The sequence below is a fragment of the Brevundimonas sp. TSRC1-1 genome, assembly GCF_049898245.1.
Classification (GTDB): Bacteria; Pseudomonadota; Alphaproteobacteria; order Caulobacterales; family Caulobacteraceae; genus Brevundimonas; species Brevundimonas mediterranea_A.
Genome location: NZ_JAFCXI010000002.1, coordinates 777,937 through 802,187, shown reverse-complemented (window position 1 = coordinate 802,187; position 24,251 = coordinate 777,937). Strand labels below are relative to the sequence as shown.

The 24,251-nt window shown below is 67.8% G+C and carries 25 protein-coding genes and 2 tRNA genes; 12 read left to right on the top strand and 15 right to left on the bottom strand.

Annotated features, from left to right (window positions below; all coding sequences use genetic code 11):
* The 5 genes from ACP7CK_RS09885 to ACP7CK_RS09865 all read right to left on the bottom strand — a co-directional run.
* Positions 1–908 (bottom strand): HAMP domain-containing protein (locus tag ACP7CK_RS09885; protein WP_426025892.1); only part of this gene is annotated, 908 nt, incomplete at its 3' end.
* A 23-nt stretch (positions 909–931) separates the two neighbouring features.
* Positions 932–1,453 carry a chemotaxis protein CheW gene (locus tag ACP7CK_RS09880; protein ID WP_426025891.1) on the bottom strand — a complete coding sequence of 174 codons (522 nt, stop codon included), beginning with the start codon at positions 1,451–1,453 and terminating at the stop codon, positions 932–934.
* Positions 1,450–3,474: a chemotaxis protein CheA gene (locus tag ACP7CK_RS09875; RefSeq protein ID WP_426025890.1), complete on the bottom strand. Its 2,025-nt coding sequence runs from the start codon at positions 3,472–3,474 to the stop codon at positions 1,450–1,452. The genes ACP7CK_RS09880 and ACP7CK_RS09875 overlap by 4 nt, the downstream gene beginning before the upstream one ends.
* Positions 3,471–3,839: a response regulator gene (locus ACP7CK_RS09870; RefSeq protein WP_008263549.1), complete on the bottom strand. Its 369-nt coding sequence runs from the start codon at positions 3,837–3,839 to the stop codon at positions 3,471–3,473. Before ACP7CK_RS09870 ends, ACP7CK_RS09875 begins: the two co-directional genes overlap by 4 nt.
* Positions 3,836–4,132 (bottom strand): STAS domain-containing protein, encoded by a 297-nt coding sequence (locus tag ACP7CK_RS09865; RefSeq protein ID WP_426025889.1) that lies wholly within the window; start codon positions 4,130–4,132, stop codon positions 3,836–3,838. Before ACP7CK_RS09865 ends, ACP7CK_RS09870 begins: the two co-directional genes overlap by 4 nt.
* 217 nt (positions 4,133–4,349) lie before the next feature.
* Between ACP7CK_RS09865 and ACP7CK_RS09860 the strand changes: the two genes are divergently transcribed.
* The gene (locus tag ACP7CK_RS09860; protein ID WP_426025888.1) at positions 4,350–6,284 is read left to right on the top strand and encodes a response regulator; all 1,935 of its coding nucleotides are present in this window, start codon (positions 4,350–4,352) and stop codon (positions 6,282–6,284) included.
* A gap of 492 nt (positions 6,285–6,776) precedes the next feature.
* On the opposite strand, the gene ACP7CK_RS09855 is transcribed toward ACP7CK_RS09860, so the two are convergent.
* A tRNA-Gly gene (locus ACP7CK_RS09855) sits at positions 6,777–6,851 on the bottom strand.
* Between the two features lie 220 nt (positions 6,852–7,071).
* Entirely contained in the window at positions 7,072–7,854 is a 783-nt protein-coding gene (locus ACP7CK_RS09850) for an SDR family NAD(P)-dependent oxidoreductase (protein ID WP_426025887.1), read from the bottom strand.
* 55 nt (positions 7,855–7,909) lie between these two features.
* Between ACP7CK_RS09850 and ACP7CK_RS09845 the strand changes: the two genes are divergently transcribed.
* A complete protein-coding gene (locus tag ACP7CK_RS09845) occupies positions 7,910–8,299 on the top strand; it encodes a YkvA family protein (protein WP_154726330.1) in 390 nt (129 codons plus the stop codon).
* A 159-nt stretch (positions 8,300–8,458) separates the two neighbouring features.
* Here the strand turns inward: ACP7CK_RS09845 and ACP7CK_RS09840 are convergent, their stop codons facing one another.
* On the bottom strand, positions 8,459–9,460 hold the full coding sequence (locus tag ACP7CK_RS09840; RefSeq protein ID WP_292147797.1) for an NADPH:quinone oxidoreductase family protein: 1,002 nt from the start codon (positions 9,458–9,460) through the stop codon (positions 8,459–8,461).
* Between the two features lie 144 nt (positions 9,461–9,604).
* On the opposite strand from ACP7CK_RS09840, the gene ACP7CK_RS09835 reads away from it, so the two are divergent.
* Entirely contained in the window at positions 9,605–10,474 is an 870-nt protein-coding gene (locus ACP7CK_RS09835; protein ID WP_426025886.1) for an isoaspartyl peptidase/L-asparaginase family protein, read from the top strand.
* An 81-nt stretch (positions 10,475–10,555) separates the two neighbouring features.
* Positions 10,556–13,405 carry a M16 family metallopeptidase gene (locus tag ACP7CK_RS09830; protein ID WP_426025885.1) on the top strand — a complete coding sequence of 950 codons (2,850 nt, stop codon included), beginning with the start codon at positions 10,556–10,558 and terminating at the stop codon, positions 13,403–13,405.
* A gap of 58 nt (positions 13,406–13,463) precedes the next feature.
* Here the strand turns inward: ACP7CK_RS09830 and ACP7CK_RS09825 are convergent, their stop codons facing one another.
* From ACP7CK_RS09825 to ACP7CK_RS09815, 3 genes are all read right to left on the bottom strand, one after another.
* Positions 13,464–14,294 (bottom strand): S1 family peptidase, encoded by an 831-nt coding sequence (locus ACP7CK_RS09825; protein WP_008264237.1) that lies wholly within the window; start codon positions 14,292–14,294, stop codon positions 13,464–13,466.
* A gap of 15 nt (positions 14,295–14,309) precedes the next feature.
* Positions 14,310–14,750 carry a DUF350 domain-containing protein gene (locus ACP7CK_RS09820; protein ID WP_008263805.1) on the bottom strand — a complete coding sequence of 147 codons (441 nt, stop codon included), beginning with the start codon at positions 14,748–14,750 and terminating at the stop codon, positions 14,310–14,312.
* A gap of 69 nt (positions 14,751–14,819) precedes the next feature.
* Positions 14,820–15,152, bottom strand: coding sequence for a metalloregulator ArsR/SmtB family transcription factor (locus ACP7CK_RS09815; protein WP_008263381.1), 333 nt, complete (start codon positions 15,150–15,152; stop codon positions 14,820–14,822).
* Positions 15,153–15,242: 90 nt separating this feature from the next.
* Between ACP7CK_RS09815 and ACP7CK_RS09810 the strand changes: the two genes are divergently transcribed.
* On the top strand, positions 15,243–16,154 hold the full coding sequence (locus ACP7CK_RS09810; protein ID WP_426025884.1) for an acyl-CoA desaturase: 912 nt from the start codon (positions 15,243–15,245) through the stop codon (positions 16,152–16,154).
* Complete coding sequence (locus ACP7CK_RS09805; protein WP_426025883.1) at positions 16,151–16,597, top strand: hypothetical protein; 447 nt, start codon at positions 16,151–16,153, stop codon at positions 16,595–16,597. The genes ACP7CK_RS09810 and ACP7CK_RS09805 overlap by 4 nt, the downstream gene beginning before the upstream one ends.
* Here the strand turns inward: ACP7CK_RS09805 and rlmN are convergent.
* On the bottom strand, positions 16,557–17,729 hold the full coding sequence (rlmN, locus tag ACP7CK_RS09800; protein WP_426025882.1) for a 23S rRNA (adenine(2503)-C(2))-methyltransferase RlmN: 1,173 nt from the start codon (positions 17,727–17,729) through the stop codon (positions 16,557–16,559). The genes ACP7CK_RS09805 and rlmN overlap by 41 nt on opposite strands.
* Before the next feature lie 81 nt (positions 17,730–17,810).
* Positions 17,811–18,110, bottom strand: a complete 300-nt coding sequence (locus ACP7CK_RS09795) for a DUF6356 family protein (protein ID WP_426025881.1) — start codon at positions 18,108–18,110, stop codon at positions 17,811–17,813.
* A 153-nt stretch (positions 18,111–18,263) separates the two neighbouring features.
* On the opposite strand from ACP7CK_RS09795, the gene ACP7CK_RS09790 reads away from it, so the two are divergent.
* Entirely contained in the window at positions 18,264–19,619 is a 1,356-nt protein-coding gene (locus ACP7CK_RS09790; RefSeq protein ID WP_426025880.1) for a trypsin-like peptidase domain-containing protein, read from the top strand.
* 345 nt (positions 19,620–19,964) lie between these two features.
* Complete coding sequence (locus ACP7CK_RS09785; protein ID WP_426025879.1) at positions 19,965–20,300, top strand: DUF2794 domain-containing protein; 336 nt, start codon at positions 19,965–19,967, stop codon at positions 20,298–20,300.
* 55 nt (positions 20,301–20,355) lie between these two features.
* Here ACP7CK_RS09785 and ACP7CK_RS09780 read toward each other — a convergent pair whose 3' ends face one another.
* Positions 20,356–21,105 carry a Bax inhibitor-1/YccA family protein gene (locus ACP7CK_RS09780; protein WP_008263679.1) on the bottom strand — a complete coding sequence of 250 codons (750 nt, stop codon included), beginning with the start codon at positions 21,103–21,105 and terminating at the stop codon, positions 20,356–20,358.
* Positions 21,106–21,235: 130 nt separating this feature from the next.
* Here ACP7CK_RS09780 and thpR point away from each other — a divergent pair, with 130 nt between their 5' ends.
* From thpR to ACP7CK_RS09760, 4 genes are all read left to right on the top strand, one after another.
* Positions 21,236–21,775, top strand: coding sequence for an RNA 2',3'-cyclic phosphodiesterase (thpR, locus tag ACP7CK_RS09775; RefSeq protein WP_426025878.1), 540 nt, complete (start codon positions 21,236–21,238; stop codon positions 21,773–21,775).
* Positions 21,772–22,347 carry a GNAT family N-acetyltransferase gene (locus tag ACP7CK_RS09770; protein WP_426025877.1) on the top strand — a complete coding sequence of 192 codons (576 nt, stop codon included), beginning with the start codon at positions 21,772–21,774 and terminating at the stop codon, positions 22,345–22,347. Before thpR ends, ACP7CK_RS09770 begins: the two co-directional genes overlap by 4 nt.
* A 61-nt stretch (positions 22,348–22,408) precedes the next feature.
* The gene (locus ACP7CK_RS09765; protein ID WP_426025876.1) at positions 22,409–22,942 is read left to right on the top strand and encodes a lipocalin family protein; all 534 of its coding nucleotides are present in this window, start codon (positions 22,409–22,411) and stop codon (positions 22,940–22,942) included.
* 149 nt (positions 22,943–23,091) lie between these two features.
* Complete coding sequence (locus ACP7CK_RS09760; protein WP_426025875.1) at positions 23,092–23,628, top strand: carbonic anhydrase; 537 nt, start codon at positions 23,092–23,094, stop codon at positions 23,626–23,628.
* A gap of 398 nt (positions 23,629–24,026) precedes the next feature.
* Here the strand turns inward: ACP7CK_RS09760 and ACP7CK_RS09755 are convergent.
* Positions 24,027–24,098 (bottom strand) — tRNA-Ser (locus ACP7CK_RS09755).
* Positions 24,099–24,251 lie beyond the last annotated feature (153 nt).

Here is a 24,251-nt window from a genome sequence, read left to right as displayed (position 1 = left end):
GACAGGGCGTCGCCGACCACGCCGCGCAGGCGTTCCACCATGGACTGCAGCGAAAGACCCAGCGTGTCCTTGTCCGACAGCGGCTTGGGCTGGACCGTCAGGTCCCCGTTGGCGATCTCGTCCGCCATGGTGGCGGTGGTCTTCAGATTGTCTGTCAGTCTGTTGAAGGCGTTGACCAGGTCCTTGATCTCGTCGTTCGACTTGATCTCGACCCGCTCGTCCAGGTCGCCGATGGCGACGGCGTCGGCCACGGTCATCAGGCGGCTCAGGCCGGCGCTGATGCCCAGGGCGATCCACAGGGCGAAGGCCACGGCGATGGCCAGGGCCGCCAGGGTCAGGACGACCACGAGGTTGCGTGTGTCAGCGTATTGCTTGCCCGTGTCCTCATCGGCCTTGACCATTGCGGCCTGGTTACGCGCCACGATCTTATGGAACAACTCCGTCATTTCGTTCGCGACGCTGCGGGCCTCGCCAGTCGAAAGCGCTACAGCTTCCGCCGACTGCCCCTTCCGTACAAACTCCGCCATGCGGCTCTCAAGCGCGGTCATGCGAGCCAGCAGGGTCTGCAGTCGCTGCCAATCGGGTTTCCCCTGGGCTGCAGCCTTCTCCTCGCCCTTGGCCAGAAGCTCGGCCATGGCCTCGCGCGCCTCTTCGCCCGTCGCCATATGCGTCGTCATCTCATCGGTCGAACGTGATAGAATCAGGTTCTTTTCAGCGCGGACCGACTCGAGAAGACGAATATTGGCTTCCTGCGAAGTCTCGAGCCGCGTGGCGGGTCCCGCGATCACGTCCGTGATCGCTTGGTTCAGACTGCCCAGGCTGTAGATGCCCAGACCGGCGATACCGACGAGCAGGATGATCATCATCCCGAAACCCGTGGCCAGTTTAGCCTTGATGGTGAAACGCATACTCTATCCCCTCGAAGAGCCGGTTAATGGCGGGTGGCGGACGCGGCCGGCTGGCGGGCGTCCTGCTGCTGATTGAAGATGGCCTGGAGGTCGGGAACGACGATGAACTCGCCGCCGCGCTTGACCAGGCACTGGATGAACTCGGGCCGCCAGCGCATGCCGACGCTGGGCGGCGCCTCAGAGTCGGCGCGGGCCAGGGTGGTGACTTCGTGGACCTTGTCGGTGCGAAGGCCGACCAGGGTCGGTTCGCCGGCCAGTTCGATCTCGATGACCACGATCCGGCTGTCGATGGTGGCGGCCCCCCGCTCCAGCCCGAAGGCCACTCGCAAGTCGGACAAGGGAATGACCTTGCCGCGGAAGTTGATGACCGCCCCGGCGAAGGCGCCGGCGCCGGGCACCACGGTCTCGGGCGCCAGGTCCATGATCTCCTGCACGCCGACGGCGTGAAGGGCGAACAGCTCGCCATTCAGTTCGAAGGTCAGGACCTCGACCTGTTCGGCGCCGGTCCAACCCGGCGCGGTGGTGATTTCGGCCTGGGTGCTCATATGGCTTCGCGCATCTGCGCCTCCTGCTGCTGGCCCTTGGCGACCAGGTGGCCGACGTCCAGGATCAGGGCCACGCCGCCGTCGCCCAGGATTGTGGCGCCCGAGAAGGTCGGCAGGCCGGAATGGAGTTTGGACATCGACTTGATCACCGTCTGGTGGTCGCCGATGATCTGATCGACCACCAGGCCGATCCGCTCGGTCCCGGTCGAGACGACCACGACCTTCTGGTGCAGTTCGGGCGGGGTGCCGGTCTCGAACATCTCGCGCAGGCGCAGATAGGGCACCAGGCTGTTGCGCAGCGAGATGAAGCTGCGGCCGCGCGAGCGCAGATCCTCGTCCAGCGACAGTTCCAGGCATTCCTCGACGGCGCCCAGCGGGATCACGTAGCGGCCCTGGCCGACGCGGACCAGCAGGCCGTCGATGATGGCCAGGGTCAGCGGGATCCGCAGCGACACCTCCGAACCCTCGCCAGGCCGGCTGGCGATGTCGATGGAGCCGCGCAGCGCCTCGATGGTGCGTTTGACCACGTCCATGCCGACGCCGCGGCCGGACAGATTGGTCACCGCCGCCGCCGTCGAGAAGCCGGGATGGAAGATCATCTGCAGCAGGTCGTGGTCGCTGAGTGCGGCGCCGGGCTCGATCAGGCCCTGCGCCTCCGCCTTGGCGCGGACGCGGTCGCGGTCGATGCCTCGACCGTCGTCGCGGATGGTGATGACCACCTCGCCGCCCGACTGATGGGCCGACAGGCGGATGCGGCCGGTGGCCGGCTTGCCGGCGGCCGCGCGATCCTCGGCGGTCTCCAGTCCGTGGTCGGCGGCGTTGCGGATCAGGTGGACCAGCGGGTCGGCCAGGCGTTCGATGACGGTCTTGTCGATCTCGGTCGTTTCGCCGTCGGTCGACAGTTCGATGACCTTGCCGGTCTCGCGGGCCAGGTCGTGGACCAGGCGGCGGAAGCGGCCGAACAGGGTCGCCACCGGCACCATGCGCAGCACCATCATGGTGTCGCGCAGCTCGCCCGACAGGCGTTCGATCTCTTCCGAGACGGCGCGCAGGGCTGTGTCGACGCCGGAATTGGCGATCTGGCTCAGGCGCGACTGGGCGATGACCAGCTCTCCCACGCGGTCCATCAGTTCGTCCAGGCGATCGGCCGGCACCCGCACGCTCTCGCTCGGCTTGGCCGTCTTGGCGACGCCGGCCTCGGCGGCGTCCGGAGCGGTGGGGGCGGAAGACTGGACCGGTGCGGCGACCTGAGCCGGTGCGGCGGCCTGGGGCAGGATCGAAGGCCCCTCGGCGACGACCTCAGCCGGACCGGTCTGGTCCGCAACGACCGCGTCCGCATTGGACTCGTCCAGGGGCTCGATCGACAGGTTCATCTCGTCCATCACGAAGATGAAGACATCCTCGATCGCCCCCCGGCCCTGATCGGTGGTCAAGGTCACGTCCCAGGCCAGATAGTGGTCGGTCGGCTCGATCTGGCTCAACGGCGGCACGCGCGAGACGTCGGCCACGACGCGCGCCTCGCCCAGGTCGCGAAGCTCGGCCAGCAGCGCCAGAGGATTGGTGCCGTTCTTGAAGGCGTGGGACGGCAGATCGAACCGGATGCGCCAGGCCGTCTGGACGGGGGCGGCGGCGACGGGCGCATTCCCGTCCGCTTCGCGCACAGCCCGTTCCAGGTCGGCCAGCAGGACATCGCCCGCCGCGCCGTGATCACCCGTCGGATCCTCCATCAGGCGGCGCATATGATCCCGCGCCGCCAGAACGGCCGAAACCAGATCGGTCGTGGCCGCCACCTCGCCCTTGCGGACACGGTCGAAGGCGGTCTCGCAGTGGTGGGTGAAACCGGCCAGGGCGTCGAAGCCGAACATGGACCCCGATCCCTTCAGGGTGTGAAGGCCCCGGAACACGGCGTCCACCAGATCGCGATCCTCGGGTCGGTCCAGCAGATCGAGCAGGCCCTGCTCGATCAACTCCAGGTTCTCTCTCGCCTCAACCTGGAAAACGGCGATGGCTTCGTCGCTCATCGTCCCAGCACCTTCTTGGCCACACGCACCAGTTGATCGGGATCGAAGGGCTTGGTCAGCCATCCGGTGGCGCCTGCGGCCTTGGCCCGCGCCTTGAATCCTTCGTCGGATTCCGTGGTCAGGAAGACGATCGGCACGCCCATCTGATCGGGCATCCGGCGCATCTCCTCGATCATGGTCAGGCCGTCCATGACGGGCATGTTCAGATCGGTGATGATCAGGTCGAAGGCGCTGGCCTTGGCCTTTTCAATGCCCTCGGCGCCATTGACCGCTTCGGCTACCGAATAGCCGGCGTTGGTCAGCGCGATCTTCAGCGCGACGCGGATGCTGGGCGAGTCATCGACCGTGAGGATAGAAGCGGTCATTGGGCGGGTCCTTGGTGAAGCCAGAACTGGAGATCGTCAGCCGTGGCGTCCGTCAGGAAGCCGGCCGCATCGAGCGCTGGCCGAAATTCCGTCGCCGGACGTTCCAGGACCAGGGTCTTGCCGACCGCCCGGGCCTGGCGCCGCGCAGACTCGATCAGCTGCAATCCGCAAAGATCGACGGGCTGCTCATCGGCAAGGTCGAGACTGATGGTGTCGTCTTCCTCGAAGGCGTCGAGAATCGACTGGCGAAGGACGACGACGTTCTTCACTACGAGAGCAGCGTCGATCAGCACACGTTTCGTCATACCCCATCCCCACCACGCATGACGCCGAGCCATGCAACTGATCCCCATGGTTGACGATGGGCGTTAAACCGCCTTCAAAACTGCGATAGGTGAATCTACCTAGCTTGGCCGTAAGCAACGCAAGGCTGTGTCGTTCACTTCGACTTCACCTTCCCGGATTAGATTCGAATCCTCAGCAGAACCGCTGAACACAGGGGGGTCCGAATTGACCTACGTCGATGCAGATGATGAAACCTGCTATGAGGGCGACGTCTTCCACGGCCAGATCGCGGACGCCTCGCCCGCCTATATATGGCTGCTGAACCCACAGGGACGGATCGTCCATGTCAGCCGTGCGGCGCGGCGTTTCCAGCCGGAACCTCCAGCGCCCCATACCATGGCCTGGCGCGACGCCTGGCCGGTCGACTGCCGCTTTTCCATCGATCGCGGCGTCCAGGAAGCACAGGCGGGTCGGGCCTTCTCCTTCCGCACGCGATTCACCACTGAACAATCGTCGGCGGTCTATCTGGATACGACGGTCAGCGCCGTGCGCGACGACGCCGGGCGGATCGTGCGCCTCCTGGTCAAGGCCGAGGACGTCACCCAGGAGACCGAGACCGCCGCCTTCCTGAACACCGTCATCGAGGTCCTGCCCCTGGCCCTGACCGTCAAGGACGCCCGGACGGGCCGCTACATCCTGGCCAACCGCGCGGCGGAGAAACTGTTCGGTCGGTTCGAGGGGCTGACGGGACTGCGGGCCTCCGACGTCCTGCCCGCCGCCTTCGCTGAATGGGCGGCGGACGCCGTGCCGGGCATGGGCTCCCAGTCGACGGTGTACGAGGATCACGCTGAGGCCGGGTTCCGCTATCTGGCCGCCACCAAGCTCGCGACCTATGACGACGAAGGCGTGCGCCATCTGATCGGCCTGACCGAGGACATCACCCAGAAACAGCGCGACGCCGACGCCCTCTATCAGGCGCTGGAACAGGCCGAACAGGCCAACCGCGCCCGCAGCGCCTTCGTCACCAACATCAGCCACGAGATTCGCACCCCCCTGAACGGCGTCATCGCCGGGGTCGATCTTCTCGCCGCCCGCTCGACCGCGCCGGACATCCAGGAAGTCACCGAGATGATCCGCGCCTCGGCCGCCGTGCTGCAGGATCAGTTGCAGCAACTGCTGGCCGTCGCTCGCCTGGACGGGATAGAGGGGCCGCCGGAGGTCGAGACCTTCGCCCTTGGCGACCTGATCGAGCGGGTCGTCCGCCCCGCGCGCGAGGCCGCAAGGGCCAAGGGCCTGGCGTTCGTCGTCGAGATCGCCCCCGCTCTTCCCGCAGCCTTCGTCGGCGATCCGGCGGGCATAGAGCGGGTGCTGACGCCCTTGCTGAATAATGCGGTCAAGTTCACCCACCGGGGCGAAATCCGCCTGACCGTCGATCCATGCCAGAACGGGGGTGTTCGCTTCGCCTGCGTGGACACGGGCGTCGGTTTCGATCCCGCCCTGAAGGCGGCCATGTTCGCCGCGTTCCGGCAACAGGACGACGCCCTGACCCGCGAATACGGCGGCATGGGCCTGGGTCTGGCCTTAGCGCGGAAAGCCGCGCGGGCGCTCGGCGGGATCCTCGACGCCGCGCCGCGTGAGGACGGGGGGTCGGTCTTCTGGCTGGATCTGCCCCTGTCCACCGCGCCGGTTCAAACCACGGACGAAGTCACGACCGACCCGGTTGACCGGTTGCGCGTCCTGGTCGCCGACGACCATCCGACCAATCGCCGGATCGTCGAAATGATGCTGGAGTCCGTTGCGGACGTCACGACGGCCGAAGACGGCGTGGAGGCTGTGGAAGCCGCCGGGCGCGAAACCTTCGACGTCATCCTGATGGACATCCAGATGCCCCGCATGGACGGAATCACGGCGGTCGCCCGCATTCGCGACGCGGAACGCGCGGCGGGCCGGGCCCACGTCCCGGTCATCATGCTGACCGCCAACACCCAGCCCGAACATGTCGAAGCGGCGCGGCTGGCGGGCGCCGACCGCCACCTCGGCAAACCCTTCACCCTCGCCCTGCTTTTCAACGAGATCCAGGCCCTGCTGGCGGACGCCCCGGCCCGCACGCCCCTGGGCCGTCACGCGAACGTCCAGGGCGCGAGTTCGGCGTCCCGATAGAGGAAGCGGAAAACGCCTGATCTGTCGCAATAGGCCCTCGCGGCGCCGATGGAATCCGCTCCGACATGGAGCGACATCTATCTTTGAAGACCACGCGGGGGGCTGTGGCCGTCCGGGCGTCCTTGACGGCAAGGGTCAGGGCTTTGATGACGGTGTTCAGGAAGCAGCCCCCTGGCTGAGGTCGTCGCTTGATCGAGTGGAGAATGCGCTCGACCAAGGGGGGAGCGAGAACGTGACCAGAGAGAGACATTCGGGTCGCTTTGGTCACGTCGCCAAGGCCCTCTGGCACCCACTCTAGCCCATCAGGTTTCCGTTTGCGGACGCGACGACGCACGCGCAAAATCACCGGAAGTGACCGGAGTCACGCCGTGGCTTTCTACGATGCGATATTTTGCGCTGCCCACTGCTTCCCATAGGGGCGCTCGGACGACTGGGAAGCAGTTTTGGACCCCGGAGGGGAAGGCTAACTGCTTGTCTACCTTGGTCTCGACTTGGAGCGGGCGAAGAGATTCGAACTCTCGACCCCAACCTTGGCAAGGTTGTGCTCTACCACTGAGCTACGCCCGCACTCCGTAGGAGCTAGGTGCGCTCCCCGTCGAGGAGGGGGCGTATAGCGGAGGGTTGATCGGTCCTGCAAGCTCTTTTTTGCGACTATCGCGCTTCGCGCTATTTGGGCCGAATTCATGCCTAAACGGCCGAAGCCGGAACGCCCGTGCTCTCGCCGCCTGAGCGCTTTCGCGCTCAAGCAGCGAGCCGCCGCGCGGCGAGCGTAGCGCCCCTCCGCGCGTCAGCGCGGCGCCAAGCGGATAGCCCCGTCCAGGCGGATGCACTCGCCGTTGATATAGACGTTGCGCGCCAGTTCCAGCACCAGGGAGGCGTAGTCGGCGGGCGTGCCCAGGCGGCTGGGGAAGGGGATGGCGGCGGCCAGGGCGTCCTGGATCTTCTGGTCCATGCCGGCCATCATCGGCGTCCACATGATGCCCGGCAGGATGGTGTTGCAGCGGACGCCTTCCTGAGCCAGATCCCGCGCGATCGGCAGGGTCATGGCGTAGACCCCGCCCTTGGACGCCGAATAGGCCGCCTGGCCGATCTGGCCGTCCTGGGCCGCCACGGACGCCGTATTGACGATCAGGCCGCGCTCGCCGTCCGCCATCGGCTCCAGCGTCACCATGCCCGCCGCCGACTGCGAGAGGACGCGGAAGGTGCCGAACAGATTGACCCGCACCGTGCGTTCGAACTGGGCCATGTCGTGGGCCTTGATCTCGCCGGTGTCCTTCTTGCGCGAGACGGTCTTCATGCCGGTGGCGATGCCGGCGCAGTTGACGGTCAGCCGCTCCTGGCCGTGGGCGGCGCGGGCCTTGGCGAAGGCGGCGGCGACCGAGGCGTCGTCGGTGACGTCCACCTGGCAGAAGACGCCGCCGATCTCGGCCGCGATGGCCTCGCCCTTCTCGCCGTTCAGGTCGAACAGGGCGACCTTGGCCCCGGTGGCGGCGATGGCGCGCGCCGTGCCTTCGCCCAGACCCGAGGCGCCGCCCGTGACCACGGCGGAAATGGTGCTGTCGAGTTTCATCCCGGTCATTCCTATGTTGTACTGAACCTGAGTTTCGTTTGAGGATTTAGCGGCCATGAGCGCCAAAGCCAAACCCGTCGACGCCCTGGATCCGCGAAAGGCCCTCGTGCCCTCTGTGGTCAAGGTCAACGAGGTGCGAGTCGCCAAGGGCTTCTGGCCCAAGATCCAGCGCACGGCCGCCCGCATCCCCTTCGCCGATCAGGCCCTGGCCGCCTGGTACGCCGCGCGCGACCCGGCCACGCCCCTGCCCGCCAAGGGCATGATCTTCGCCGGCCTGGCCTATTTCATCATGCCGATCGACGCGATCCCCGACCTGTTCGCCGGCATCGGCTACACCGACGACGCGGCCGTGATCGCGGCTTTGATCGCCACCCTCGGCGCCAACATCAAACGCCGCCACCGCGACCAGGCCGAAGACGCGGTTCAGCGGTTGAAGGACAAATAGTCCAACCCCTCTCCCCTTGCGGGAGAGGGAGACCGCGCACGACGGCGTCAGCCGTCGTCCTGGCGCGGTCGGGCGAGGGGTCGCGCCGGCCTCGCCGTTTCGCACAGACCCCTCATCCGGCCCTTCGGGCCACCTTCTCCCGCAAGGGGAGAAGGAGACTCAATCCCCCACCGTCACCACGATCTTGCCCAGGGCCTGACGGTCGCCCAGCGCCTTGATCGCCTCCCCGGCCTTCTCCAGCGGGAAGGTCTGCGACACGCGCGGCTTGATCCTGCCCTCGGCGTACATCTGCATCAGCTCGGCCATGTTGGCGGCGTGGCCTTTCGGATCACGCGCGACGGCCGCGCCCCAGAAGACCCCGATCACCGACACCGATTTCAGCAGGGTCAGGTTCAGCGGCAGGGACGGGATTCCCGCCGGGAAGCCGACCACCAGATAGCGCCCGTTCCAGTCCATGGCCCGCAGCGCCGGTTCGGCGTAATCGCCGCCCACCGCGTCATAGACCACGTCGGCGCCGTCGCGACCCGTCGCCAGTTTGAACTCGCCCGACAGTTCCTTCTGCCCCGCCTTGTCCATCGGCCCGGTCGGATAGATCAGACCGTTGTCCGCCCCCAAATCCAGGGCGAACTGGACCTTGTCGTTGGTCGAGGCGGCGGCCACGACCCGCGCCCCCATGGCCTTGCCCAGTTCGACCGCGGCGGCGCCCACGCCCCCGGCCGCGCCGAGCACCAGGAGCGTCTCGCCCGCCTGCAGCTTCGCCCGGTCCTTCAGGGCGTAATAGCTGGTGCCATAGGTCATGATCAGGGCCGCCGCCTCTTCGAAACTCATGGCCTCGGGGATCGGAATGACCGTCTCGGCCCGCACCGCCAGCCGCTCCACCAGCCCGCCCCAGCCGGGCACGGCGATGACCCGGTCGCCCTTGGCCACGCCCTTGACGCCCTCGCCCACCGCCTCGACCACGCCGGCGACCTCGGCGCCGGGCGAGAACGGCCGTTCGGGACGGAACTGGTATTTGTCCTCGATGATCAGCGTGTCGGGATAGTTGATCCCCACGGCCTTGACCTCGATCACCACCTCGCCCGCCTTGGGCGTGGGATCGAGCACGTCTTCCATCACCAGGGTTTCGGGACCGCCAGGAGCCTTGGACAAGACAGCGCGCATTATTCCTCCTTGGCCTAGCGCGCTTCGCGCGACTTGAGGCCGTTGGTTTATTGGACAAGCCGACATGGCGCGGCCTTCATCCCAACGCTAAAGAGCGCCACGCCCGATTGAAAGAGGCGACAGAAACAGGCTCAGGAAGACGACATGACCGCCCTCATCCTCCACGGCGGCGCCGGCGCCCGGCGCGAATGCAACTATGACGCCGAGGTCGTGCACATGCGCCAGGTGGTCGAGGCCATGAAGGCGCGGCTGGAGGCGGGCGACAGCGCCCTGGACGTGGCCGTCGCCGCCGTCGTGATGCTGGAGGATTCCGGCCTCTATGTCGCCGGCAAGGGCGCCTCGCCCAATCTGGCCGGCGCCTATGAGCTGGACGCCAGCCTGATGGACGGATCGACCAAGCGCGCCGGGTCGGTCGCCGCCCTGCAAGGCTTCCGCAACCCCGTCGTCGCCGCCCGCGCGGTCATGGACCGCACGCCCCACGTCATGCTGGTCGGCGAGGGCGCGGCCCTGTTCGCGCACGATCAGGGGCTTGAGCCCATCGCCGACGAGGCCGCCTGGTACACGGGCGCCGGCCAGGGCGAGGACAATCATCCGCCCGGAACCCTCAGCCACGGCACGGTCGGCGCCTGTGTGCTGGACAGCCAGGGCCGCCTCGCCGCCGCCACCTCGACCGCCGGGGTCTTCGGCAAGATGCCGGGCCGCGTCGGCGACACCCCCATCCCCGCCGCCGGAACCTGGGCCGACGGCCACGCCGCGACCTCCTGCACCGGCCAGGGCGAATATTTCATCCGCGTCGCCGCCGCCGCCCAGGTCGCCTGGCGCGTCGCCGCCGGCCAGACCCTGGCCGCCGCCACCCAGGCCGTCATCGACGAGATCGGCGGGATGGGGGGCGACGGCGGAATGATCGCCCTCGACGCCGCCGGAAACATCGCCTGCCCCTTCAACAGCCAGGGCATGAAGCGCGCCTGGCTGACGTCCGCCGGCGATATCGGCGTCGAGGTGTTCGGACGCTGAAGATTACAGCTCTGTAAGGTGCGTTGCGGGCAATCGCTGATACGGTCCAGCCGCCCGGCGTTCCGGGCCTTGGAGAGCCGCATGAAATTCCGCCTGTCCCTTACCGTCGCCGCCTCGGCCCTGCTGCTGGGGCTGGCCGCCCCCGCCTTCGCCGCCCCGGCCCCCGCGCCCGCCGCTGTCCAAGCCGCCCAGGGCGTGGTCGTGCCGCCGCTGGGATTCGCCAAGCGCGTGCTGCCGAACGGGCTTGAGGTCTATACGGCGCGCGACGCCGACACCTCGAACGTGACGGTCCAGGTCTGGTACAAGGTCGGGTCCAAGGACGATCCGGCCGGCCGCTCGGGCTTCGCCCACCTGTTCGAACACCTGATGTTCAAGGCGACGAAGAACCTGCCGCCCGAGACCTTCGACCGGCTGACCGAGGATGTGGGCGGGTCCAACAACGCCTTCACCGCCGACGACACCACCGCCTATTTCGAAACGGTTCCCGCCAACCACCTGCAACGGATGCTGTTCGCCGAGGCCGAGCGGATGGGCTCCCTGGTCGTGGACGAGCCGACCTTCGTCGCCGAGCGCGACGTGGTGAAGGAGGAATACCGCCAGCGCATCCTGGCCAATCCCTACGGCCGGCTGTTCGGCCTGTTCGTGCCCGAGACCCTGTATCAGGAGAGCCCCTATCGCCGCGCCGGCATCGGCTCGATCGAGGAGCTCGAGGCCTCGTCCCTGGACGACGTGCTGCGCTTCCACGCCACCTATTACCGGCCCGACAACGCCTATCTGATCGTGGCGGGCAATTTCGACCAGGCCCAGCTGGACCGCTGGATCGACCAGTATTTCGCCCCGCTGAAGAACCCGACCACGCCCCTGCCGGCCAATAATGTCGTCGAGCCCGAGCCGACCGGCCCGCGCGACGCCACCTATTATGCGCCCAACGTGCCCCTGCCCACCGCCGTCGTCGGCTGGCCGACGGTCAAATACGCCGACGCCGACCGGGCCGCCCTGACCGTGCTGGACGGCATCCTGTCCACCGGCGAGTCGAGCCGCCTGTACCGGTCGCTGGTCTATGATCAGCAGATCGCCGCCCAGATCGGCTCGACCCCCGACTTCGCCCAGCAGGCCGGCAACCTGACCGCCCTGGCCATCATGGCCCAGGGCCATACGGCCGAAGAGGGCGTGGCCGCCCTGAACGCCGAGATCGCCAAGCTGCGCGACGCCCCCGTCACCGCCGCTGAACTGACCGAGGCCAAGAACGAGATCGTCGCCGACGCCCTGCGCAGCCGCGAGACGGTGGACGACCGCGCCACCGCGCTCGGTTTCGCCCTGATCAACACCGGCGACGCCGCCGCCGCCGACCGCGAGATCGCCCAGATCCAGGCCGTCACGGTCGCCGACATCCAGCGCGTGGCGCGCAAATATCTGACGCCGCAGCGCCAGGCGACGATCCGCTACCTGGCCGCCGACGAGCAGAACCCGCCCTCGGTTCAGAAGATGAACGTCGACGCCCCGGTCAAGGTCGCCGACCTGGCGCCGGCCGGAACCCCTGCGGTCCTGTTGCCCGAGGCCGAACGCACGCCCCTGCCGCAGCCGGGAGCCGAAGTGGCCCCGGCCACGCCCAGCGTCGCCGACTTCCGTCTGGACAACGGCCTGCGCGTCCTGGTCGCCCCGACCGACGGCCTGCCGCTGGTCTCGGCCCGTCTCAGCTTCGACGCCGGCTCGGCCGACGATCCGGCGGGCAAGGCCGGGATCGCCGCCATGACCGCCGCCCTGCTGACCCAGGGCACCAAGACCAGGACGGCGCCTGAAATCGCGACCCAGATCGAACAACTGGGCGCCTCGGTCGGCGCCGGCGCCGGCGTGGACTTCACCAATGTCTACGCCAACGCCCCGGCCAACGCCTTCCCGGCGACAGTCGCCCTTATGGCCGATCTGGTGAAGAACCCGACCTTCGCCGCCGAGGAGCTTGAGCGTCAGCAGGCCCAGGCCCTGGACGGCCTGCGCGTCGCGCTCAGCCAGCCGAGCTCCATCGCCAGCATGACCGTGGGCCGCGTCATCTATGGCGACGCCCCCTATGGCGCGACGCTCACGCCACAGACGGTGCCGGCCATCACCCCCGCCGACGTCGCCGCCTTCCACGCCGCCCGCTATCGGCCGTCGGACGCCACCCTGGTCTTCTCGGGCGACATCACCCCCGCCGCCGCCCGCGCCCTGGCGCAACAGGCGTTCGGCGACTGGCGCCCGGCCGGGACGGCGCCCGCCAACGCCGCCAATCCCGCAGGTCAGGCCCTGGCCCCGCGCATCGTGGTGGTGAACCAGCCGGGCGCTGGTCAGGCCGCCGTCACCGCCGCCATCCGCGGCGTGTCGCGCACCGACGCCGACTATTTCCCGCTGACGGTGGGCAACACCCTGCTGGGCGGCGGCTTCTCGTCGCGGCTGAACCAGGAAATCCGCATCAAGCGCGGCCTGTCCTACGGCGCCGGATCCTCGCTGGGCGTCCGCGCCGACGCGGGTCTCTTCACCGCCTCAGCCCAGACCAAGAACGAGACCGCCGACGAGGTCGCCGACCTGATCCTGGCCGAGATCGCCAAACTGGGCGCCGAAACCCCGACCCAGACCGACCTGGCCCCGCGCCGGGCCACCCTGATCGGCGGCTTTGGCCGCTCGCTGGAGACAGTCGACGGCCTGGGCGCCCTGGTCGCCAACCTGGCCCTGTACGACCTGCCGATGAGCGATCTGGCCGACTACGCCGGCCGGGTCCGCGCCGTGACGCCGGAACAGGTCCAGGCCGCCTTCGCCGACCACCTGCCGGTCAATCGCGCCAGCCTGGTGATCGTCGGCGACGGTTCGCTGTTCCTCGACGCCCTGCGCGCCAAACACCCGAACCTGGAGGTCATCGAGGCCGGGGACCTGAACCTGAACAGCGGCGCGCTGAAGTAGGGTTCGCGAAGACCTCTCCCTCCCCGTTCCGGGGAGGGAGGGGCGCCGCCTCAAATCCTCAAACCGACAGACACACCACCTGCGCCACGCGCAGGTCCCGCCGCAGGGCATCCGCCACCCGGCCATAGTTGTCGATGGTCACCGGCTCGCCCAGCGCCACCTCGTCCGCGCGCTGTTCGCCGCGAATGGCGGGAGCGAAGGATTCCGGCGCCGTGGTGTAGATTCGCCCCCGGCGCGGGGCCTCGGCGATGGTGACCCCCAGGACGCGGCCACGTCCATCCATCACCGGCGCGCCCGACAGACCCGACAGGGTGCCCTCCAGCCCGTCGGTGCGTCCGACCTCGGCCCAGGCCAGGACCGGCTCGTCACGGGCACCGCGCCCGAACACCTTCAGGGTCTCGCGGCCCAGCAGGCGCGAGGTTACCTCGCCGGCCCGCCCCTGGGGGAAGCCGGGATGGAAGGCGCGCTGGCCCTTGCGCAGCGGCGTCTGGGCGGCGACCGGCAGGGCGGGCGGGCCGCCGTCCGTAATGAGCAGCGCCACGTCGGCGCGGGGCGCCAGGCGCACGTCGGCGGCCACGGCCCGGCCGCCGCCGATCACCAGGGCCGGGCGACGACAGCCCTCAACCACATGGCGGGCGGTGATCCAGCGTCCGCGCCCAGCGATGGAAAAGGCGGTGCCGGAGCGGGGCCTGAACGGCGTGTCCGGCGCGTCCAGGGTGACGGCCGCATCGAAGGGGGTGACGGGCCCCAGCAGGGCGCCCTCGATCTCGTCCGGCGGCGGCGGCGCAGGCGGAGCGTCGGCGTTCTCGCGCCGGCCCAGCGACACGGCCAGCAGCACGCCCGCGACCGCGCTGTAGATGGCCCAGTCCGGCAGGCGGGGGAATTGCATGAGTCAGCCCGCCGATCAGCCGGTCAGGGCGGCGGACAGGATCACGGCCGTGGCGAGCTTGGCCCCCACCAGGACCACGGCGGCCGAGACCTCGCCGTCCTTGATCCGCTGCGGCAGGCCGTGCAGCATCAGGTCCACGACCCGGAAGGCCAGCAACTGTAGCACCAGGGTCGCCACCCCCCAGATGGTGATGTCCCGAACCGAGGTCGAGACCGACAGGGACACCGCCAGCGGAATGGCCAGACCGACCAGAATCCCGGCGAAGGCCACGGCGGCGGCCGGATTGCCCTCGCGGATCAGGGCGATCTCCTTCCACGGCGTCAGCATGGCGTAGATCGCCGCCCCCGCTGCGAGCAGCAGCAGGGTGACGGCCAGGTGCATGACCATGACCGGAAAGCCCGAGGCGAAAGCCTGCACCTCGGCGCTGGACAGAACGTCGGACAGTGATGGGTCCATATCCACACGCCTTGCCCGATTGCCGCCCCAATCCGCAAGCGCGGCGAAGCAACACCTTGTGACGAAAGATTACAGACCGTCGTCCTTCGGCGTGTTCGCGCGCGCCTTGGCCAGGGCCGCGCTCTCGCGTTTCAGCGGCTTGGCGACCGGGCAGACCTCCTGGACATAGCCGTTCAGGGTGTTGGTCAGTTGGTCGGGCGCCAGGCTGTAGTGAACGTACTGGCCCTTCTTTTCGCTGGTCACCAGACCCGCGACCTCCAGCACCGACAGATGCTGGGACACCGCCGGCTTGGAGATCTCGAACTTGGCCGCGATCTCGCCAGCGGTCAGGTCCGCGTGGGCAAGATAGGCCAGGATCTTGCGACGGACGGGACTGGAAAGGGCTTCGAACACGCGTTGCATAGGGCGGTATTTAAGCGATTTGCTAACCGCTTGCCAGCGACTCATTTCGGTGATTAAGTGATTACCTAACTACCTACCGGGAGGCGCGACATGCACCACCATGATCCCTGCGCCGTGAACAGCCTGGTCGTGACACCCGGCTGCAGCCCGACCGAGGGTCGGGTGGTCTGGGACCCGCTTCATTCGCTGTGGAACGGCGGCATGCTCGCGGCCACCCTGATCTTCGGCGCCATGACCTTCAGCCTGGCCGCTGTCGCGGCCTTCGTGGTCACGACGGGGGCGACCCTGCTGCTGGGCCATTCGGTCGGATTCCATCGCCGGCTGATCCACGGCAGCTTCGAATGCCCGCTGTGGCTCGAGCGGGTTTTGGTCTGGTTCGGGACCCTGGTCGGCATGAGCGGTCCCTTCTGGATGATCCGCAGCCACGATATGCGCGACTGGGCCCAGCGCCAGACCAACTGCCACGACTATCTGGCCCACCGGCGGCCTATGGCGGTCGACGCCTGGTGGCAGATGCACTGCCGGCTGGTGCTGGAACGACCGCCGCGTTTCGATCTGGGCCGGATCGGCCGCGATCCCTTCTATCGGTTCCTGGAACGGACCTGGATGCTGCAACAGCTTCCTGTCGCAGCGGCGCTGTGGCTGATGGGCGGCTGGGGCTTCGTGGTCTGGGGCGTATGCGCCCGGGTCTCGGCTAGCGTCATCGGCCATTGGTTCGTCGGCCATCAGGCCCACCGTCGCGGTCCGCAGACCTGGCTGGTGCGCGAGGCGGGCGTCCAGGCCCATGACGTGCCCTGGGCCGCCATCCCGACCATGGGCGAGGCCTGGCACAACAACCATCACGCCTATCCCGGCTCGGCGAAGATCGGCCTCTATCCCGGCCAGAGCGACTGGGGGTTCCGGTTCATCCAGCTGCTGGAGCGAATGGGTCTGGCCTGGGACGTGCGGACGCCGGAGACGATGACGGAGCGGGCGGCTCAGTTAGGGCGAGCTTCGGCATGAACCGCGAGCGCATTCCCTTCGACCATCTGTTTCGCGCCTTCATCTTCGGAGCGGTCGCGGGCGGCGCCAGCTTTTCGGGTCAACTCATTTTTTTGGCCATGTGGGATCAGCTTTCAGCAACGGACTATCCGACACAACTCTTCGCTTGGCTGATTGGGATAATCCTCTTCTTCAGCGCGGCTACGCCCGTCTTTCTCATCGGCATCGTGATGGTGGGCTGGCCAGCCTGGGCCATGACGCACAGAATGGGGCTGCGCTCGCCTTTGGTCGGGGCCGTGATTGGCGCGCCCAGCGCGAGTCTGGCCCAGTGGATTCTCTGGCCTATCGTTCCGCCATACCTGCTCATTTTTCCCGGCGCGGCCGCAGGCTATGTCGCTTGGTGGATGGTCTACAACCGGCCGATTAAGCCGCTTCCGCCCCCGCCGCCTGCTCCGCCTTCCTGAGCGTGCTCGCCCGCACCTTCTCGCTCTCGGACTTCAGCTGGCCGCAGGCGGCCAGGATGTCGCGGCCGCGGGGGGTGCGGATGGGGCTGGCGTAGCCGGCCTTGTTCAGGATGGCGGCGAACCGTTCGATGGTCTTCCAGTCCGAGCATTCGTATTCGACGCCCGGCCAGGGGTTGAACGGGATCAGGTTGATCTTGGCCGGAATGCCTTCGATCAGCTTCAGCAGGGCCCGCGCCTCATCGGGGCTGTCGTTGACGCCCTTCAGCATGACGTATTCGAACGTCACCCGGCGCGCGTTCGACAGGCCCGGATAGGCCCGGATGCCCGCCAGCAGCTGGTCCAGCGGATATTTCTTGTTCAGCGGCACCAGAACGTCGCGCAGGGCGTCGTTGGTGGCGTGCAGGCTGATGGCCAGCATGGCCGCCGTGCGCGTGCCCAGGGCGTCGAGCTGCGGCACCACGCCCGAAGTCGAGACCGTGATCCGCCGACGCGACAGGGCGATGCCCTCATTGTCAGAGATGATGTCGATGGCGTCGGCGACATGGTCCAGATTGTAGAGCGGCTCGCCCATGCCCATGAAGACGATGTTCGACAGGCGACGGTCTTCTTTCGGAGACGGCCATTCCTCCAGGTCGTCGCGGGCCACCTGGACCTGGGCCACGATCTCGGCGGCGGTCAGGTTGCGGACCAGCTTCTGGGTTCCGGTGTGGCAGAAGGTGCAGTTCAGGGTGCAGCCGACCTGGCTGGACACGCACAGGGCGCCGGCCCGGCCCACGTCGGGGATATAGACGGTCTCGATCTCGATGCCCGGGGCGGTGCGGATCAGCCATTTGCGGGTGCCGTCCTTCGACACCTGACGTTCGACGATCTCGGGCCGAGCCAGGGTGAAATGCTCGGCCAGCTTGGCCTGCATGTCCTTGGCCACATTGCTCATGGCCGCAAACTCGGTGACGCCGTAGTGATGGATCCAGCTCCACACCTGGCTGGCGCGCATCTTGGCCTTTTCGGGCGGACAGACATTCGCGTCGATCAGCGCCTGGCGCAGGCCTGCGCGCGTCAGACCGGACAGGTTGACGGGGGCCTTCAAAGCGGGCGCGTTCGAGACACGGGAAAGATCGAGCGTGATGCTCAAGGCGGCGATCCTGGATGCGGTTTAGCCGGCCTATATAGCACGAACCCCGGCAATTGCATGACCGGGCGGTTCCCGACCCGACTAGAGCCCCACGTCCCACACCCCAGCATCGCGCATCCGGGTCAGTTTCGCCTCTTCCGCCCGGCCGCCCATTTCCTGGGCCATGCCGCGAACGGCGATGGAGACTGTGGTCTTGTGCACGCCAGGGACCAGGGCGTGGGCGAAGGCGGCGCCGGCCAGCCGCAGCAGGCGGAAACCGAAGACGGTCGAAGCGGCCATATGCTGGAGATAGGTCTCGCCGACCTGGCGGGGGTGCTCGCGGAACAGGCGGTCGAACGCCGTCGAACCAGAGCGGGCGCGGTCGATCGTCGTCTGGCTCATGCGGCGGCTCCGGGTGTTCGCGAACGTCAATGGTCATGTGGGAGCGGGCCTGACGCAAGCCTTGTTTTGCAACCCCCGACACAAGCCGCCGCCGAGCCCATCGTCATGCGCGAGAACTCGGGCTAGAGTCGCGTCTCGATCAAGGAAATCTCGATGACGCTTCGCTCCACGGCCGCCTCGACCCTCGCTCTTGCGGCCGCTCTGCTGGCCTTCGCCGGTCCGGTCCTTGCGCAGTCTCCGGCGCAGTCCGGCCCCAGCTATCTTCCCTATGACGGCCGGCGCGGAGTCTTCAGTTTCGCCGCCGGCCTGGAGGCCTCCCTGCCCGCCGTGGTCCAGGTGACGACCCTGGGCCAGTCGCGCGGCCCCAGCTCGGACGCCGACGATCCCAAACCCTACGCCTCGGGCTCGGGCGTCATCATCGACGCGGCCCAGGGCATATTGATCACCAACAACCACGTGGTCGAGAACGGGCGGAAATTCACCGTCGACCTGACCGACGGCCGCCTGTTCGACGCCGTCCTGGTCGGGGCGGACAAGGCCACCGACATCGCCGTGCTGAAGATCGTGCCCGACGGCCGGCCGCTGAACCTGAAACAGGTCCAGACGGTCGATTCCGACACCCTGCGCACCGGCGACCTGGCCTTTGCGGTCGGATATCCGCTGGGCCTGGACCAGACCCTGACCATGGGGGTCATTTCGGGCCTGAACCGTTCGGGCCTGGGCGACGCCGTCGAGGACTATATCCAGACCGACGCGGCCGTGAACTCGGGCAATTCGGGCGGGCCGCTGCTGGACAGCCGGGGGCGGCTGATCGGGATCAACACCTCCATCCTTTCGGGCGGCATGGGCGGGGGCAATGACGGCATCGCCTTCGCCGTGCCGACGCGGATCATGCTGTATGTCGCCGACCAGCTGCGCGCCCACGGCGAGGTCAAGCGCGGCGAGACCGGGGCCATCTTCGCCTCCCTGACCGCCGAACGCGCCCGCGAGATGCGGCTGGGCATCGTGCGCGGGGCCGTGGTCGCCGACGTGGCCCCCGGCTCGCCGGCCGAGCGGGCGGGCCTGCGCGACGACGACGTCGTCACCCGCATCCAGGGCCGGCCGGTGGCCAACGCCGGGTCGGTCAACGCCACCGTCGGCGTCGCCGCGCCGGGGTCCAGCCTGAACGTGGTCTATCTGCGCGCCGGGCACGAGGCGACGACCGCCCTGACGGTTGCGACCCCCGTCGAGGGCGCGGTCCATATCGGCGCGCACCGGGTGCTGGCTTACGGCGCCACCCTGCGCGACCTCGATGGCGAGGTTCAGGTCGTCGCTGTCGAGGGCGGCTCGGCGGCGGCCCAGGGCGAACTGATCGCCGGCGACATCATCACTTCAGTCGGGGGCGCCCCGGTCGCAGACGCCCGCGCGGCGGCCGAGGCCCTGCGCGGATCGGCGGGCGCGACCGCGGTCGAGGCGCGCCGCAATGGCGATACGGTGACGGTGAACCTGGAAATCCCTCTTACGGCCTGAGGGCGCGGCCTAAAGGCTTCGGGTCGGGCGCCGACCGTGGCGCATCCGACCCGAGCCTGGCTCCAGAAAGAAACACCCGCCTTGCCTGGGAGGGGGAGGGGATCGGCAAGGCGGGCGCTCGCTTGGAGGAAGCATCGGCCGCCGGAGCCCTTTGTGGAAACATCCAGGGGGCTGGGGGGGCTGTTCAGGATCCGGATGCTTCCGAACTCCGACGAGCCGATGATCGGTATCTCGCCTTCCAAACGGGCGGGCGAAGGACCGAAACAGGGCCATTTGGTGTCGCGGGCGTTTTCTTCCCTGCCAGACCCCTCTGGCGCCGCTCGCCGGGGCGACTAAGTTCAGACCATGAGCATGACCCCGCACGAGGCCCAGTCCCAATCCGGCACGGTCTTCTTCGAACGGCGCGAGCTGGACCTGATCCTGCGGGTCTATGGCCGCATGGTCGCCCAGGGGGAATGGCGCGACTACGCCATGGTCGGCCACAAGGACTTCGCCGAGTTCGCCGTCTTCCGCCGGTCGGGCGACGCCCCCTTCTACCGCATCGAGAAACGCCCGGCGCTCCAGGCGCGTCAGGGCCAGTGGGCGATCATCGGCGAAGGCGGCCAGATCCTCAAACGCGGCCGCGACCTGGCCCAGGCGCTACGGGTGTTCGATGGGCGGAAGTTCCAGGTGATCGACTGACCCAAAAGAAAGGGCCCCGCGAGGGGCCCTTTCCGTATCCGTCTTGCGACAGGTCTTAGTTCCGGTTGCCGCCCATGAAGGCCAGCAGGAATTGGAACAGGTTCACGAAGTTGATGAACAGGCTCAGGGCGCCGAAGCCCGTGGCCACGCCCATGGCGTTCTGGTCGCCGCCCAGGGCGTAGTAGGTCATCTTCAGACGCTGGGTGTCATAGGCGATCAGACCCGCGAAGATCAGCACGCCCAGGCCCGAGATGATCAGGTACAGGGTCCCCGACTGCATGAACATGTTGACGATCATCGCGACGATCAGGCCGATCACGCCGAAGATCAGGAAGGTGCCCATGGCCGTCAGGTCCTTCTTGGTGGTGTAACCCACCAGGCTCAGACCGCCGAAGGCCGCCGCCGTGACCAGGAAGGTCGAGGCCAGCGAGGCGCCCGTATAGCGCAGGAACAGGACGCCCAGACCCGCGCCGATCGAGGCCACCACGGCCCAGTACAGCAGGTTCACGCCCTTCGCCGTCGGGTTCTTCATGAAGAACATCGAGCCGAACAGCAGCACCAGGGGCGAGAACTGGACGATCATGCCCAGCATGGTCAGGCCGACGCGGCCGTCCGGCGTCACGCCGAACAGCAGTTGCTGCACCGCCGGCACATTGCCGGTGACATAGGCCAGAGCCGCCGCGACCACGAGGCCCAGGGCCAGCTTGTTGTAGACGCCCAGCATGAAGCCGCGCAGGCCGGCGTCCACCGACATGTCGGCCGTCTGCGGCAGGGGGCGGGCGTAGCCGTTGTTGAAATCGCTCATGGCGACGTGCTTTCTCCGATTGGCCGGAGAGACTTCTCCGATCACAGGGCTCGAATATCGTGAGCCACAGGCTCCACTGCAAGGAAAACCGGACTTGGAGGGCGCGGTTCCTGCCGCTACCTTCGGTCGCATGTTGCGCCTGTTCACCGCCCTGACCCTGCCGCCGGACGTCGAGGAGACGCTGAAACGCCGCCAGTCGGGCCTTCCGGGCGCGCGCTGGCGGCCCCTGGACGCCCTGCACGTCACCCTGGCCTTCTACGGTGAGACGGACGAGCGCCGGGCCGACGACCTGGCCTCCGAACTGGCCCGCGTCGCTGGCGGCCCCTTCGAGATCGTGTTGAAGGGCGTCGGCGCCTTCGGCGACGACCACCGCAGCCACACCCTCTGGGCCGGGGTCGAGACGCCCAACGAACGGCTGGCCGTCCTGGCGGGCCGCTGCAAGAAGGCTGGCGAACGCGCGGGCCTGACGCTGGAGGCCCGCGACTACCGCCCGCACGTCACCCTGGCCTATCTGAAGCCCCAGACCAATCCGGACCGGATCGGCGCCTGGATGGCGGGCCACAATCTGCTGCACTCGCCGCCGATCCGCATCGACCGCTTCGGCCTCTATTCCAGCGTCCTGACCGGCGACGGCAGCCAGTATGCGCTGGAGCGGGAGTATCTGCTGTGACCTACGCCGTTCCGCCGCACGTGACCCTGGGTCCGACGCTGGAGACGGCGCGGCTGATCCTGCGTCCGCCGGCGGTCGAGGATTTTCCGCGCTGGGCCGAGTTCATGGCCGATGAGGAGACCGCCCGTTTCATCGGCGGCGTCCAGCCCCCGCCCCAGGTCTGGCGCACCCTCTGCGCCGTCGCCGGCATGTGGGCCCTGACGGGCGAGGGCATGTTCTCCATCCTGGAAAAATCGACCGGTCTCTGGGTCGGACGGATCGGCCCCCTCCACCCCTATGGCTGGCCGGGCCGTGAGGTGGGCTGGAGCCTGCACCGCGACGCCACCGGCAAGGGCTATGCGGTCGAGGCGGCGGCCGCAGCCATGGACTACGCCTTCGACGTCCTGGGCTGGGACGACGTGATCCATTGTATCGATCCCGACAACCTGCCCTCGGCCCGGGTGGCGACGCGGCTGGGCTCGGTCAATCGCGGACGCGGCCAGTTGCCCGAGCCGATGCAGGATCATGTCATCGACCTGTGGGGTCAGACGCGCGCCGACTGGGCCGTCAATCGGGCGCGCCTGAACCCCTGACGGCAACCGAAGGCCGGCTTGCAACGTATCCGTTTTTCAAACCCGAACGAGGATACGCCCGATGATCCGCGCCGCCCAGATTACCGCCTCCCTCGTCGCCGCCGCCCTGATCGCCCTGCCCTCCGCCGCCCTGGCCCAGTCGCGGGCCGTCGATCTGGACCGGTTCGACGGCCGCTGGTTCGAGATCGAGCGCAGCCATAACGACGTCCAGAAGGACTGCAGCCGGGCCCAGATCGACTTCACGCGTCAGGATCGACCCGACCGCTACGGCATCGTCGTCACCTGCACCCGCCGCGCCGACGGGCGCAACGAGGTGCTGCGCGCCAACGCCCGCATCGCCGACACCACGACCAACTCCAAATTCCGCTTCACCCTGCCCGGCCTGCTCAGCTTCGGCGGTCTGGCGGGCCAGAACTACTGGGTCTGGGACCATGATCCGGAATACAGCTGGGCCATCCTGGCCCTGCCGAACAAGTCCGACTGGTGGATCTGGCATCGCGACCAGAGCGTCTCTGCGGCGGAACGCAGCCGCCTGATGGCCCGCGCCCGCGCCCTGGGCCTGGACATGAGCCGGGTGGTCAGCACGGGGCGCTGAGAGGCCCGGATCGACGTCGCAACACGCCGCGCTCGCCCGCCCCCAAGCCTTAAGGCCGTATTATCCCCCCGGTCCGCACGACTACTGAATAGTCAAGCTGGACGAACGCAGTTACCCGTGACATCGCCCTCAACCACGGAGCGATCATCGTGACCGACTGCTGCGCCCACAACACCCCCATCCTGTCGCGCCGGAGCGCCTTCGGTCTGATCGCCCTGGGCGGCGGCGTCAGCCTGTTGTCCACCCTGGCGCCCGGCGTCGCCCGGGCGCGGGGCCACACCGAAATCCTGCTGCTGACCTGCATGGACTATCGCCTGACCGATGACACCATCGCCTATATGGAAGGCCACGGTCTCCATGACAAATACGACCACGTCGTCCTGGCCGGCGCCTCGCTGGGCGCTCTGACCGACAAATTCCCCAGCTGGGGCGAGACCTTCTGGACCCACATGGACGTCGCCATCGACCTCCACCACATCCACAAGGTCATGGTGATCGACCACCGCGACTGCGGCGCCTACAAGGTCCTTCTGGGCGCCGAGACCGTCGATACGCCGGACAAGGAACTGGCGGTCCACACTCAGCAGCTTCACGCCCTGCGCGACGCGATCAAGCAGCGCCACCCCCACCTGGAGGTCGAGCTGGCCCTGATGGATCTGGACGGCGATGTCGAGGAGATCGCCTGAGGCGAGGCAAAGCTTCCCCCGACTGCCCACTGGAAACACGCCCTGCCGTCAACGCCAGACGACAGGGCGCTTCATGCATTCCTTGTTTGCGAACCTAAGAAGCTGTTAGGCGCAAAGCGAGTTGAACGATGCCTCGTGACCGGTCACCGGTGACCGGTGACGGATAGACCCAACCTCCGGACCTCACAAGGAATAGTGTCTCCAGCAATATCGGCTTTGGAAACTGGTATTTGGACGCTGGGAGACGTCCACCTTCACTGTCGGCCTAATTGAGCGCGAGTTGAATATGCTTCCGCCGCGCTGAGGACAGTGAATATGCGAGTCAGGTCAACCCCTTGCGCTGCCGCAGCAAGGAATTGACGAACAATTTCATACGAGTTATAAGAACTGGCTCGGCGTGACCCCGCCGGGATTCGGGCCCGGATCGTCAGCTTAGCAGGCAGCCGCTCTATCCATTGAGCTACGGGGCCGTACCGGTTGAAGCCGGGCCGCAGAAAGAGGGATTGCCGTCCCCCTTTCCGCCAAGCCCGGATCAGACCCTCCTAACGAATGCGTGCCAACGCATCTTCATCTCCTTTCTCGTTAAGCCACCCCCGACTCGCGTTGGGGGTGGTCGCACGCCG